The sequence below is a fragment of the Mycobacterium pseudokansasii genome (assembly GCF_900566075.1).
In the GTDB taxonomy this organism is placed as follows: Bacteria; Actinomycetota; Actinomycetes; order Mycobacteriales; family Mycobacteriaceae; genus Mycobacterium; species Mycobacterium pseudokansasii.
Genome location: NZ_UPHU01000001.1, coordinates 2,486,321 through 2,499,660 on the forward strand (window position 1 = coordinate 2,486,321; position 13,340 = coordinate 2,499,660).

The window sequence follows — 13,340 nt, forward strand, 5'->3', positions numbered from 1 at the left end:
GGGTTGAAAGGTTATTGGCCTCACGATTGAGTAGCCATCGCACAGCGACCTCAACCGTTACAGCGAAGCCAGTATTGTCTGCATGGTGTCAATTTCCTGCTGCTGGCTGGAGACGATGGAACGGGCCACTGAGATCGCCGCGGGATACTGACCGGATTCGATCTCGTTCTGCGCCATGGTGATGGCGCCGCGGTGATGTTGGATCATCTGTGTCAAAAACAGCTTGCTGGCTTCCACGCCTTGTGCGTTTCTGAGTGCGGCCATGTCCTCTTCGGACATCATCCCACCCATTGCTGGCACTCCGCTGTGGCCCGGCATAGTGGTGTGGCCAGGCATCCCACCGTGGTCTGGGGTCATCCCGGGCATGCTCGGCATGGTCGACATTCCCCACTGGTTCAACCAGGTTTGCATCTGCTGAACCTCGGGGCTTTGCGCTGCCTTGATCTGGTTGGCCAGATCCACGACACGCGGATCAACCCGTTGCTTGCTCAACAAGATGTCGCTCATCTCGATTGCTTGCTGGTGATGCTGAATCATGTTCTGCGCGAACCCCATATCTGCTGGGTTGTGGGCGTCAGCGCTTGAGGGCGGAGTCGAGGGAGCCGACGTCGTGCGGCCGGCCTGGTCGTTGCGGGAATCAGTACACGCACCGACGAGCAGCGCCGCCAGCGTGATGACAGCGAAGGCGAAACTTCTTATTCTCATTAGGGGCCCTTTCCTGGGTTCCCGGCGGCTTGGTTGCGACCCTGGCCGCTGGATGACATCACGGCCGCACTTCGGTGTTCCCGCCGGCGGCGCGGTTCAATCCCGCACCCCTCACCGCATTTAGCCGCGTTAGGGGCTAAATGTCTGTGCTGTTATGGGATGGTTTCCCGTGGGCGGTCATGGGTGGAACAGTTGTGTTGGGCAGGGCAATGTGGACCCGGCATCGGCGTTCAGCGCATTGGCGGCATACCACGGGTGGTATGCCGCCTGGGTGGTGGGTCTTCTTTAGCCCAGTGACGCCAAGAGTTCGCGGCATGCCTGTTCGCATCGACTGCACACCTCAGCGCAGATGCGGCAGTGCTCGTGGTCGGTTGCATGCCTTTCGCACTCGCCTGCGCATGACTTGCAAGCAGTTGCGCATGTTTCGAGTACCGTCCTGGTGAGGTTGGCATCGTAGCCGGTGTGGCGGGACAAGACGCGGCCCGTTAGCTCGCAGATGTCCGCACAGTCGAGGTCGGTGCGGATGCATTTTGTCAAATGCGCGACCGAATCTTCGCTCAGGCAAGCATCTGCACACGCCGTGCAGGCTTGTCCGCATTCGACACAGGCGTCAATACAGGCGGTCAGCTTGGCTTCATCGATTCGGCCGAGATCTTGTGGGTAGGTCTTTAGCATGTTCCCGCTGGTACTCATGCACCCTCCTCTAGGTCGGTGGTGGATGTTTCCCTGGAAACGGTACCCGAGCCCGGTATCGCCTAACCCTGATGGCATGTGTTCATCTCGCGCCTGAGTTGGCTGCTGCCAGGTGGCGTTCCAGCTATCGGGCATCCCGATTTCAATCGTCGCAAGCCGCAGGCAGTTACCGACTGCGCAGTGCGCCAGCCAGCCCGGTGATGGTTACTCATGGCGCTACCATTGTCCGGGCCCGGTCGAACCTTCTCGGATACGGTACACCCCTATTGTATTCTCCGGCCGTGGACCTAGCGGGAGTTTCCGGCCTTTCTTGATTGTGGGTCTGGTTTCGCCTGGTGGGATGGCTTTTTCGGGCAGCGCTGGTGTATTACCCAACTCGCTGTGAGGGGCCCGGCGGGGTCAGCGGGTGGGTGCGTATTGGTGGATGTCGAACAGGTCGGCCAGTTTCTGTTGGGTGGGGGTGGTGTCGGTGAGCATGCGTTGCACGCGGGGGCGTCCCTTGCCGCCGTCGTGGTAGAGCAGCACGGTTTCTTCGATGCCGGCGAGCTGGTCGAGTAACTCGCGCACGGACAGGTGCAGCCCAGCCTGGTCGGCGTGGCGGCGCATCAGGTGGGCGACGGCCAAGGCGAGCACGCAGTAGGACACGTGTACGCGGATCTTGGAGTCGGTCCAGTGGTGCATTGGGCTGAACGAGACCACGTGCGGGTCCTTGAGCTGGCGGAAGCCGAATTCGGCGTCGGATTGGGAGCGGTAGGCGGCCACGATGTCGGGCACCGGCCAGTCGCGGTTGGTGAACAGGATCCGTTTGCCGAAGATTCGTTGTTCCAAGCGTTTTCGGGCTTTGCTGTCGGTGTGCCAGGCCAGCCGCAACTCGGCGGGCTGCTCGCCGGTGAGGGTGACGGTGATGATATCGGCCACCCAGCGGGGTTTGCAGATCGCAGCGATCTGGGCCTGCACCTTGTCGCGGTCGCGGCGGGTGTGGCCGCGGGCCAGGCGGGCGGCCAGCTCGGCCAGCCGACGCCGCGCCTTGGCCAGGGTCTGGTCCAGGCCGCGGGCCTGCTTGGCCGCCAGGTTCGCCGAGTGGGTCAGCACCGCGCGGCGGGTCACCCCGAGCGCGGTGACGGTGGTGTCGACGAAAGTCAGCCCGGGATAGCGGTCTTCGTCGACGACACGGTAGTCGCGCGCCGGGATGCCCAGCAGGTCGGGGTGATCGCTGGGCGGCAGCGACCCGACGAACCCGATCCCGTGCTCTTCGACGACCGTGTGGTTGTCGCCGCTGTTTTGCCCGGCGTCATAGACCACGGTCAGCGACTCGACCGAGGACACCAGGTCGCGGTAGCGGGCCACCAGCTCGTCGATGACCGTGGGGAACTGGGTGACATCAGGCCGATCACCGGGATAGGCGTGGCTGATCACCGGCACCCCGCCGTCGCGGGTGATGACCAGCGCCAACCCGACCAGCCGCAGATCGGTGCGTTTCTGTTTGGCCTTGCCGCGCTGCGCGATCGACGCCTTCGCGTTGCCGGTGTCGATGAAGGTGGCGAAGTTGGTCATGTCCAGCGCCAGCCCGGTCAAATCCAGCCCGAACTCGCCGACCATCGCCCGCCCGAGCCGGGTCTCGATCTCGCGCAGCTCGCTCTCGCCGAGGCGGTCCATCGCGTCCCAGAACCGGCGGTGATCCAGCGCGGCGCGGCCCAGCTTCACCCATCGCGGCCCGGCCGTGCTGGCCCACCAGTCGGCGAATTCGCGTTTGGAGCACGGGTCGACGATTCGGTTCGCGCATGCCAGCGCGATGTAGGTGCCCACCGACGCGGCCGCGTCCGCGCGACGCGGCGCCACCTCGTCGACGATCCCGGCCACGTCCAGCCGCCTCAGCGTCGACCACACCGCCGCCAGATCCCCGAACTGCTTGTGCTGGCTGCGGATCGGCTGCCCGCTCGGCGTCGCCGACAGCTTGGCCAGCACCTCATCGGCGCTGCCCAGATACTGCTGGGACACGATGCGCGGCTTGCCGCCCACCCGCGCCGATTCCACCAGGTAGTAGTAGGTCTGCTTGCCGCGGCGCTTCCCCACGATCGACGCCATATATGGGTAATACTCTCTCGTCACACAAACCTCAAGCACCACAACGAAAGACACGCCGATCAACTAAAAAGGCCGGAAACTCCCGCTAGGGTTCCCAAAAGTATGTAGGTCGGCTTCAGCAACTGCGACCCATCCAGGGCGTAACCGCTGGCGTTGACCCCGAGCTCGAAATCGCCACCGGTCGATGTCGAACTGTCGATAGCCCACCCCGGGTGGGGTGGGGTATCGTGGACGGGTGCAGTGTTGGTGGGAGTTATGAGCAACGAATTGACAGCCAAGAAAGACGCGGCACTGAACCGGTTGAAGACGGTTAGGGGCCACCTTGACGGAATCATTCGAATGCTGGAGTCCGACGCGTACTGCGTCGACGTCATGAAGCAGATCTCAGCAGTTCAGTCTTCGCTGGAGCGGGCAAACCGGGTCATGTTGCACAACCACTTGGAGACGTGCTTTTCCGCGGCGGTGCTGAATGGCCGCGGACAGACGGCCATTGACGAGCTGATCGATGCGCTCAAGTTCACGCCGACGTTGACCGGCCCGCACTCGCAGCTGAACGGTGCCGCAGTCGGCGAGCCAAAAGCGGCCGAGTCGCTGACGGATCCAAGCACGGTCTGACGAACACCAGCTTCTTGTGACGGGGCAACGATATGAAGGGAGCAAATTCGCATGATTGGGCATGGGCTTTTGGTGAGGGCGGTACCCACGGTGGTGACTGGCCTGGTAGGGGCCGTGGCGTATGAGGCGCTACGCAAGGCGGTGAAGGCTCCCCTGCGGAAGGGGGCCGTCGTCGCTACCGCCTGGGGCATGCGTGTCGCCCGCGAGGCCGAGCGTAAGGCCGGCCAAAGCGCTGAGCTGGCCCGGCTGACGGTGGCCGACGTGATGGCCGAGGCGCGGGAGCGTGCCGGGGAGGACGTTGCACCGCTGACGGTGGTGGACTCGGGCGAGCACCATGACCACTGATGTCCTGGATGCTGCCGACGTCGCGCTGAGAGTTGTATCCGACGCGGCGGGTCGGATGCGGGTGCACGTCAACGGGTTTCGTGTCGATACGGTTCGTGCGGTCGCGATCGAGGAGACGGTCGCCGAGGTGGCCGGGGTGCAGGCGGTGCAAGCCTATCCGCGAACGGCATCGGTGGTGGTCCGGTATTCGCCCGAGCAATGCGACATCGCTGCTGTGTTGTCGGCGATCGGCAAAGCAGAGCACATCCCACCAGAATTGGTGCCCGCGCGTTCCCCGCATTCGGCTGATGTCGCCAACACCGGTGTGGTGCGCAAGATTCTCGGTGGAATTCGTCGCGTACTAGGCCGCTCGTCGGATGCCAACACGCTGGGCACGACGGTCGGTGGCAGCAGCTGTCACGAAGGGTCGGTTGCTTCTTGCCATGGGTCGCCGGGTCAGGACAGTGGTCGCGAGCGGCGGGGGTGGTTGCGGCGGGTGTGGTTGGCCTTTCCCCTAGGGCTGGCGGCGTTGGCGTCGACAATGTTTTTCGGCGCCTATCCGTGGGCGGGATGGTTGGCCTTCGCCGCGACGGTGCCGGTGCAATTCGTGGCCGGGTGGCCAATTCTGAAGGAGGCAGCGCGGCAGACGCGGGCGTTGACCGCGAACATGGATACGCTAATCGCGCTGGGCACCTTGACCGCGTTCGTCTACTCCACCTATCAGTTGTTCGCCGGAGGGCCGCTGTTCTTCGACACCTCGGCGCTGATCATCGCGTTCGTGGTGCTGGGCCGCTATTTCGAGGCCAGAGCCCAGGGCAAGGCGCGCGAGGCGATCAGCAAGCTGCTGGAGATGGGTGCCAAGGAAGCCACTCTGCTGGTGGACGGCCAGGAGCACCGTGTGCCGGTGGATCAGGTGCGGCTCGGCGACCTGGTGCGGGTGCGGCCAGGGGAGAAGATCCCGGTCGACGGTGTGATCGTCGAGGGGCGCGCTGCCGTTGATGAGTCGATGCTCACCGGTGAATCTGTGCCGGTCGAGAAGACGGTCGGTGATCGTGTGGCCGGGGCAACGGTCAACACCGATGGGCTGCTGACCGTGCGCGCCATCGCCGTAGGGGCCGATACCGCGCTGGCCCAGATTGTGCGTCTGGTCGAGCAGGCTCAGGGCGGTAAGGCTCCGGTGCAGCGGTTGGCAGACCGGGTTTCGTCGGTGTTCGTCCCGGCCGTGATTGGTGTGGCCATCGTGACGTTTGCGGGGTGGACGCTGATCGCGGGCAATCCGGTAGGTGGCATGACAGCGGCGGTCGCGGTGCTGATCATTGCGTGCCCGTGTGCGCTGGGTCTGGCCACGCCGACCGCGATCATGGTGGGCACCGGCCGGGGGGCGGAGATGGGGATTCTGGTCAAGGGCGGGGAGGTGCTGGAGGCTTCCAAGAAGATCGACACGGTGGTGTTTGACAAGACCGGCACCCTCACGCGCGGCCGTATGCAGCTCACCGATGTGATTGTCGGCAAGCGGCGCCAGCCGAATCTGGTGCTGCGGCTGGCCGCCGCGGTCGAATCGGGATCCGAGCACCCGATCGGTGCGGCGATCGTGGCCGCGGCGCGGGAGTGCGGGTTGGAGATTCCGACCGCTAAGGGGTTCGCCAGCGTTGCCGGGTACGGGGTCCGCGCGGAGGTCGACGGCAAGCCAGTGATGGTCGGGCGGCGCAAGCTCGTCGATGAATACGATTTGCTTCTGCCCGATCATCTGGCGGTGGCGGCCATCGAACTCGAAGAGCACGGCCGTACCGCGGTATTCGTCGGCCGCGACAGCCAGGTTGTGGGTGTGCTCGCGGTAGCTGACACCATCAAGGACGATGCCGTCGAGGTGGTTGATCGGCTGCACGCCATGGGGTTGCAAGTCGCCATGATCACCGGCGACAACGCCCGCACAGCTAACGCCATTGCCAAGCAGGTCGGCATCGACCGAGTGCTGGCCGAGGTGTTGCCCCAGGACAAGGTCACCGAAGTTCGGCGGCTGCAGGACGAGGGCCGGGTGGTCGCGATGGTCGGTGACGGCGTCAACGACGCACCCGCTCTAGTGCAGGCCGACCTGGGCATCGCGATCGGCACCGGTACCGACGTCGCTATCGAGGCCTCCGACATCACGCTGATGTCGGGCCGCCTCGACGGCGTCGTGCAGTCGATCGAGCTCTCCCGGCAGACTCTACGCACGATCTACCAGAATCTCGGCTGGGCCTTCGGCTACAACACCGCCGCCATCCCACTGGCTGCGCTGGGCTCGCTCAACCCGGTCGTGGCCGGCGCAGCGATGGGATTCTCCTCGGTCAGCGTGGTGACCAACTCGCTACGGCTACGTCGTTTTGGGCGGGACACATGACGGGGGCTCTCATCGCTAGCGATTCGCAACTGCATGACTCCGTCTCCGGGGCCTGAGTCCGACGGGCCGGCATGATCCATCAACTGATTCTTCGCTGGGTGGTCACTGGGCTGTTCGCGCTACCGGCTGCCGAATGTGGTCTCGCGATCGTCACCAAAGGCCGACCGTGGAGGTCGGTGGTCGGACACGGGTTGCATCTCCTCATGGCGGTTGCGATGGCGGTGATGGCCTGGCCCTGGAGCGCACGACTGCCGTCGACGGGACCTGCGGTGTTTTTCCTGTTGGCTTGCGTGTGGTTCGTGACAACGGCCGTCGTGGCACCCCGACAGACCGCCCCGCGAGTGCTGTACGGATATCACGGCCTGATGATGCTGGCGACGGCCTGGATGTATGTCACCATGAATGGTCATCTGCTCACTGTCCGATCGAGCGCTCAGCACGATATCGCGATGCCGGGAATGGATATGCCGGCAAGCAGCGCGTCGCCGCTATGGGTGGGCGCAGTGAACTGGTGCGGTACCGTCGTTTTTGCGGTCGCAGCGGCTTTCTGGACCAGCAGGTACGTCGTAGAACGCCAGCACGGCGCAGCCCGCTTGAGGACGCTCGGTTCCCTGGGTCAAGCGATGATGGCTTCCGGTATGGCTATCTTGTTTCTCGCCATGGTCTTTCGGATCTGAACAAAGTACCGCGGCATAGAAGATGCACGGTGCGGCAGACGACGTGCTGAGCGTCGCGAGCTGCAAAAACCAGCAAGAGCACGATGATTCGCTGTAAGCCTGGGACGGACGGGACAGCCAGAGCTTAGCCCAGAGAGGCTAATGATGTTCGCGCCCTCTACGTCCCAAATGTGAACACCGACGAACCACGTGACAGCAATTGGCAAGAACGGTCTAAATCCGCTCTACTGCGGCGTGATACACCTCCCTATTTGATGTTGGGGGAATACGCAAACCTCGCGTGTTCCCTTGGCTACAGCCGCGGCTTGCTCTCCTAGTCCCCGGTCGTGCTGTCAGCAGCTTCGACTGTGCCCGCGGCAGGTCCTCGCCGCGATCGGCGCACCCGCCAACCAACACAGCTTTGTGCCAATACCCTAGAGGGGGCAGCGTCTACCCTCGATTGGGAAGCGCCCTCAAGTTCCAATGTTGGTGAGCAGCTATGTACTTTGGGCCCTAAGTCCCTACCCCTCTGGGGTATGATGTGGCATCATTCAACACATGACGCAAACACCAGAATCTGGCGAACCGACCACCGCGACGCAACAGCCCCGGAACGACGATCGATCGGATCGACCGAGGCGGCTGGATCAAGTGTTGACCTGGGTGGGCATCATCAGCGGTATCGTGTTCATCGTTGCCCTGATCTTTTTCTCCGGATTCTTCTTGGGCCGGGCCACACACGGCCCCTACGGCGGGCGTGACGGTGGCTGCTCGATGATGGACTCCGGCGGAAAGATGGGACCCGGCGGGATGATGGGACCCGGCGGAATGATGGGACCCGGCGGAATGGGTCCGGGAGGGTCGATGGGTCCCCAGCCAACGGCCAGCACGACAACACCGCCCGCGCCGCACCCGTAGCTGCAACCGTAGGCCTAGCCAATACCAGTACCGCCCAGTCCATTTAGCCTTCGACGCAGTCACTTTCGTACGTCATCTCCATCGATAGGCACCAGTTGGCGTGGAGCCCGCAGAAAGGGATCAGGACAATGATGACAACACGACACCGGCTCGCGCTCGCAGCCGCCACCGTGGCGGCTACGACCGGGCTGATGCTCCTGGCGCTCCCGCTGATTCCTGCGGTAGACGCCCATATCGATAGCGCTGTAATGGCCGAAATGGGTATGGTGCCCGAATTGCCTATCCCGCCGAGGATCCACTATGGTGCGATCGCCTATGCTCCCACCGGCGAGTGGGGCAAAGCGCGGCGTTACCTAACCAGGGCACGAGCCGATGAAGTCGCATTGGATCAGTGCGGCGTCGATACCTGCAAAGTGCTGATCAGCTTCAAACGATGCGGTGCGGTCGCCTATAACGGTGCGACTTACCAAGGCGGAGGCGGCATCACGCTCAGCGAGGCAATGCAGGACGCCATCGACAAACTCGGCGATGGGCGGATCGTCAACTGGGCGTGCAACTAAGCCCCGGTGCTCTTCCCTTCCGGCCAGAGTGGTGTGGCCACAGAGACACTGGTGCATGTCATGGTTTCGATGGAGGCTCTGCTTTCTGAAGAGCTACGCAGGGGGGCAGGGGGTGGGCGGCTAGTTGCACAGGCTGGCATATGCCGTGCCAGATCGAGGTTAGGGCAGAAAGGCATTGCTGGTTGGTGAGCAGATCACTAACCACCGCCGACGAGGATCCAAGCTTAAGGGCAACATCGATGTCTGTGGCGCTGGTTGGGAGTTTGCCGTCGCTGACACCACGCAGCCGGCGGCGATGACCCGGTCATCGCAAACTGCCACGCAGTCACGGATTGCCCTACCGGCCATTGAGGCACCCGACATAGGGCTCATGTCGCGTCCGGTCCTCCCGGCGGCATGGCGGATGTTCGCGTGCCGACGCGTTCTGCGAGCTGGTTACTTCTGGATCTACTGACGTTTCCGTGGGTTCGCTGACCTGAGGTTTTGGGCGCAACGCCGTGTCCTGCTTACGTTTTGGACTGTTTTCGGGTTCAAGACGAGCAAGGAGGTACGGCGTTGCGCATATCTAGAGTATTGGCTGGCGGTCTGGGTGACCAGAACATGGTGATCGAGGACGTGGCGATCGAGACCGAGACCACGCGCGGGAATACCCCGACGACTCTGCTGGCCGCGGTGCCACGGGTGCAATGCCCCGAAGATGGGGTGGTGGTGGCGCATGTGCCGTGGGCGCGGCCGGGTGCTCGCCACACCTGGGCATTCGAGGACACCTGCGCGTGGCTGGCCGCCCATAGCGCGCTCAGCGTGGCCACGGTGCTGCTGCGCGTCGCCTGGCGCACCGTGGCCACGATCGTCGCGCGGGTGGTCGCTGACGGCCGCGATACCAACGACCTGCTGTCCGGGCTGGTCAGGATCGGTATCGACGAGATCGCCTACCGCAAGGGGCACCGCTATTTGACGTGCGTGGTGGACCACACGAGCGGCCGGTTGGTGTGGGCCGCCGAGGGCCGCAACAGCGAAACGCTGGGGAAGTTCTTCGACCAGCTGGGCGCCGAGCGGGCCAAGCTGCTCACCCATGTCCGCTGCGACGGCGCGGAGTGGATCCACGCCCTGGTGCGACAACGCGCGCCTGCCGCGATCATCTGCCTGGATCCGTTTCATGTGGTGGCGTGGGCGCTCAAGGCACTGGACAAGGTGCGGGTACGCACCATGGTCACAGCCGGGATCCGCGATCGGCACGCGATGTGGGCGACCCGCAAGAACCCGCCGCAGCTGACCGGCGAGCAGCGCAGCAGTCTGGCCGAGATCGCGGCCACCAACAGCGCCCTCTACCGGGCGTATCTGCTCAAAGAGCAACTGCGCGAGGTCTTTCGGGTCAAAGGCGCCACTGGCCGGCAACTGCTGGCCGGGTGGTTGTCGTGGGCGTCGCACTCGCGCATCCCTGAGTTCTTCGCGCTGGCCCGCAGCGTCCGCCGCTACCGTGACCTGATCTGGAATACCCTTGACCACGGGCTGTCGAATGCCCGGTCGGAGGCCACGAACACTCACCTGCGGGCACTGACCAAGCGTGCCTATGGATTTCACAGCCCGGACGCGCTCATCGCCATGGCGCTGCTGACCCGCGGCGGCCTTTGCCCACCACTACCCGGCAGCGCCGCATGAAACCGGACCCACGGAAACGTCAGTAGATCCTTACTTCTGCCCTGGCCCACTTCGTTGCCTCCGGGGGCGCCCTAAGTAGCAGCCTGGATAATTTTCCTGTGACACAAGGTGATTCACTGGTTGCGGAAATTGCACCGCCAAAATTGAAGCGACGTCCCGCTGTCAACAGCGGCCGCGGTGGCCGATGGGTTCCTCCTCCTCCGCCGGTTCGCTGGCCACGACCGCCAAATGTGCTGAATCACTACGGTGCTCGTTAATCTGCAGCAAAACCAGCCGCACGGCCGAGCTGAAGATTTGGGCGACTTTTCAAGCTTTTGCTTCTGGACGCTTGATAATGATAATCATATTCATTAACCCAAGTCCTTGTGCGACTAGGGCTGGCGCAACAGATGGAGTGACTCGAGTGACAAGGCGCCTCATGGGTGAAGATCCGCCGCCAATGCCGCTGGACAGGGTGAGCATCGGCAGGATGAGCGATCGCGGTCGAATCGGTCGATGACCGAGCCAGTGTGGATGGCCTGGCCGCCGGAGGTGCATTCGGCCATGCTCAGCAGCGGCCCGGGAGCCGGCACCTTGCTTTCGGCGGCCGGGGCTTGGTCGTCGCTGAGCGCCGAATATGCCTGGGCGGCTGACGAACTCACTACCTTGCTGGGGGCGGTACATGCCGGGTCATGGCACGGCGCTAGCGCAGACCAATACGTTGCCGCGCATTTGCCGTATCTGGCATGGCTGCTACGGATCAGCGCTGACAGCGCCGCGGCGGCCACCCAGCACGAGGTTGCGGCCGCCGCCTACACCACCGCGTTGGCGGCCATGCCGACGGTAGCCGAGCTGTCCGCTAACCACGCCGTGCACACGCTGTTGGTGGCGACAAACTTCTTTGGGATCAATACGATACCGATCGCCCTCAATGAGGCCGACTATGCCCGGATGTGGATTCAGGCCGCCACCACGATGGCGGCCTATCAAGCAGTGTCCACCACAGCGCTGGCGTCCACACCGCAGACCGCACCAGCGCCGACGATCGTGAAGACCAACGCAGCAGCCGAAGAGTCCGATGTGCCCTTCGAGGGCACCGAGCCGACGGATAACTTCGTTGCCGATACCCTGCGCACGATCACTGCCGGCCGCGTGAATTGGGACCCTCTCGGCCGCACCGTCAACGGGCTGCCCTACGAGGCATATACCGACGCAAGCCAACCTATCTGGTGGGTTGTTCGGGCACTGGAATTCAGTCAAGACTTTCTTTCGTTTGCAAGGCTTCTAGTGGTAAACCCGCAAGCGGCTTTGCAGTATTATGCTGAACTATTGCTGTTCGACTATCCAGTCCACATACCGCAGCTGGCTACCGCGCTGAGCCAGAACCCGCTGCTGCTGGCGGGTCCACTCGGCCAAGCAATATCCGGGATTGGAGCCGTAACGGGCTTGGCCGCCCTGGCTGAACTTGGCGCTCAGCCTGTCGTGCCCGCCGTAGCGCCAGCGTTACCACCCTCCGCGGCCGCACCGCAGATGTTGCCGGTTACTGCGATAACCCCCACTGCCGCCGCGCCGGGCTCAGCCCCTGCGCCACCAACGGCGCCCGCACCTTCTGTCGTCTCTGCCACTGCGGGTCCGGCACCGACCCCCCCGACGACCGCCGCCACGGGTTTGAGCTACCCCTACCTAATCGGTGGTGGTCCCGGCATGGGGTTCGACTCGGGGATGAGTAGCAGCGCCAGTGCCAGCGCTCAAAGGAAGGCGCCGGAACCCGAAACCGCCGCGGCGGCGGCAGCGGCCGCGCGGGAGGAGGCGCGGGCGCGGCGGCGTCGGCGCGCGACGCTGCGCGGCTACAGCGACGAATTTATGGATATGGATTTCGAGGTGGACCCGGAGTGGGCCGCGTCGCCTCACGAGGAGCCACCCGCGTCACCGATGGCCTCGGATCAGGGCGCCAATAATTTTGGGTTCGCTGGCACCGTACGCAAGGAGACCGTTGCTAAGGCGGCAGGACTGACTACGATGGCTGGCGATGACTTCGGCCAGGGGGCGACCATTCCGATGGTCCCGGGCACCTGGAACGCGGACGGGGCCGGCGCGGCACGTGAAGAAAAGCCATGACAGCCAACGACGCACCAGTTCGTCTGGGCGTTCGACGACGTTGCCGTTCTCGAACTTCGCGCCGGGAGCGGACGAGAGCGACGATATGCGGAGCGATCATCGCGTACCAGCGCGATCGCCGGGTCTCGATCAGCTTCTAGTACTGCAGCCGTGGCGATTCCCTGAGCACGTGAGCCGGGGCCGCGCAGGTTGAATCGCCCTGGAAATCCCGGAGGCTCCTGACCTTGGAAACGAGGATGCAGGGATGCCGAAGCAACAGTCGTCTGGGAAGCCCACGGCGCGTCGATACAGCCCGGAGGAGAAGGCCGCCGCGGTGCGGATGGTGCGGACCCTGCGGGCGGAGTTGGGTACCGAGCAGGGAACGGTGTCGCGGGTAGCCCGTCAGCTCGGTTACAGGGTCGAGTCGGTGCGGTCCTGGGTGCGCCAGGCCGACATCGATGATGGGTACGCGCCCGGGGTGTCCACTGCGGAGTCGGCCCGGATCAAGCAACTCGAGTGTCCGTGGCCAAGTGAAAGTCCCCATTGGTGGCCAGCTGTAGGTCCCCACTGATGGCCAGATGGATGTCCCCATTGGTGGCCAGGTAGAAGTCCCCACTTCCTTGCGTGTTCGTGTCGGTCCGGGGAGCTCGTGGCCTGGGCGGTGACGGT

General features: G+C 64.0%; 11 protein-coding genes and 1 pseudogene. 9 read left to right on the top strand and 3 right to left on the bottom strand.

Annotated features, from left to right (window positions below; all coding sequences use genetic code 11):
* Positions 1-57: 57 nt before the first annotated feature.
* The 3 genes from EET10_RS11415 to EET10_RS11425 all read right to left on the bottom strand — a co-directional run bounded on the left by EET10_RS11415 (position 58) and on the right by EET10_RS11425 (position 3,483).
* On the bottom strand, positions 58-705 hold the full coding sequence (locus EET10_RS11415; protein WP_036401300.1) for a DUF305 domain-containing protein: 648 nt from the start codon (positions 703-705) through the stop codon (positions 58-60).
* 285 nt (positions 706-990) lie between these two features.
* Complete coding sequence (locus EET10_RS11420) at positions 991-1,398, bottom strand: four-helix bundle copper-binding protein (protein ID WP_082273221.1); 408 nt, start codon at positions 1,396-1,398, stop codon at positions 991-993.
* 399 nt (positions 1,399-1,797) lie between these two features.
* Positions 1,798-3,483, bottom strand: a complete 1,686-nt coding sequence (locus EET10_RS11425) for an IS1634 family transposase (RefSeq protein ID WP_122501864.1) — start codon at positions 3,481-3,483, stop codon at positions 1,798-1,800.
* 255 nt (positions 3,484-3,738) lie between these two features.
* Between EET10_RS11425 and csoR the strand changes: the two genes are divergently transcribed.
* From csoR to EET10_RS11470, 9 genes and pseudogenes are all read left to right on the top strand, one after another.
* A complete protein-coding gene (gene csoR, locus EET10_RS11430) occupies positions 3,739-4,098 on the top strand; it encodes a copper-sensing transcriptional repressor CsoR (RefSeq protein ID WP_036401298.1) in 360 nt (119 codons plus the stop codon).
* 51 nt (positions 4,099-4,149) lie between these two features.
* On the top strand, positions 4,150-4,443 hold the full coding sequence (locus EET10_RS11435; protein WP_063466266.1) for a DUF1490 family protein: 294 nt from the start codon (positions 4,150-4,152) through the stop codon (positions 4,441-4,443).
* A gap of 55 nt (positions 4,444-4,498) precedes the next feature.
* Positions 4,499-6,802, top strand: a complete 2,304-nt coding sequence (locus EET10_RS11440; RefSeq protein ID WP_099188752.1) for a copper-translocating P-type ATPase — start codon at positions 4,499-4,501, stop codon at positions 6,800-6,802.
* 71 nt (positions 6,803-6,873) lie between these two features.
* The gene (locus EET10_RS11445; protein ID WP_036401296.1) at positions 6,874-7,479 is read left to right on the top strand and encodes a DUF5134 domain-containing protein; all 606 of its coding nucleotides are present in this window, start codon (positions 6,874-6,876) and stop codon (positions 7,477-7,479) included.
* 537 nt (positions 7,480-8,016) lie between these two features.
* The gene (locus EET10_RS11450) at positions 8,017-8,376 is read left to right on the top strand and encodes a hypothetical protein (protein ID WP_036401294.1); all 360 of its coding nucleotides are present in this window, start codon (positions 8,017-8,019) and stop codon (positions 8,374-8,376) included.
* Between the two features lie 131 nt (positions 8,377-8,507).
* Complete coding sequence (locus tag EET10_RS11455) at positions 8,508-8,936, top strand: DUF4189 domain-containing protein (protein WP_099188754.1); 429 nt, start codon at positions 8,508-8,510, stop codon at positions 8,934-8,936.
* Positions 8,937-9,491: 555 nt separating this feature from the next.
* Positions 9,492-10,595 carry an ISL3 family transposase gene (locus EET10_RS11460; protein WP_211187929.1) on the top strand — a complete coding sequence of 368 codons (1,104 nt, stop codon included), beginning with the start codon at positions 9,492-9,494 and terminating at the stop codon, positions 10,593-10,595.
* Positions 10,596-11,090: 495 nt separating this feature from the next.
* Entirely contained in the window at positions 11,091-12,692 is a 1,602-nt protein-coding gene (locus EET10_RS11465; RefSeq protein WP_122502154.1) for a PPE family protein, read from the top strand.
* 244 nt (positions 12,693-12,936) lie between these two features.
* A pseudogene (locus EET10_RS11470) lies at positions 12,937-13,188 on the top strand (transposase); the annotation flags it as partial.
* Positions 13,189-13,340: the final 152 nt, after the last annotated feature.

Coding starts and splice junctions, on each gene's coding strand:
- EET10_RS11435 (WP_063466266.1), top strand. CDS start 4,150: ATGATTGGGCATGGGCTTTTGGTGAGGGCGGTACCCACGGTGGTGACT.
- csoR (WP_036401298.1), top strand. CDS start 3,739: ATGAGCAACGAATTGACAGCCAAGAAAGACGCGGCACTGAACCGGTTG.
- EET10_RS11415 (WP_036401300.1), bottom strand. CDS start 705: ATGAGAATAAGAAGTTTCGCCTTCGCTGTCATCACGCTGGCGGCGCTG.
- EET10_RS11455 (WP_099188754.1), top strand. CDS start 8,508: ATGACAACACGACACCGGCTCGCGCTCGCAGCCGCCACCGTGGCGGCT.
- EET10_RS11450 (WP_036401294.1), top strand. CDS start 8,017: ATGACGCAAACACCAGAATCTGGCGAACCGACCACCGCGACGCAACAG.
- EET10_RS11425 (WP_122501864.1), bottom strand. CDS start 3,483: ATGGCGTCGATCGTGGGGAAGCGCCGCGGCAAGCAGACCTACTACTAC.
- EET10_RS11420 (WP_082273221.1), bottom strand. CDS start 1,398: ATGAGTACCAGCGGGAACATGCTAAAGACCTACCCACAAGATCTCGGC.
- EET10_RS11465 (WP_122502154.1), top strand. CDS start 11,091: ATGACCGAGCCAGTGTGGATGGCCTGGCCGCCGGAGGTGCATTCGGCC.
- EET10_RS11445 (WP_036401296.1), top strand. CDS start 6,874: ATGATCCATCAACTGATTCTTCGCTGGGTGGTCACTGGGCTGTTCGCG.
- EET10_RS11440 (WP_099188752.1), top strand. CDS start 4,499: ATGCGGGTGCACGTCAACGGGTTTCGTGTCGATACGGTTCGTGCGGTC.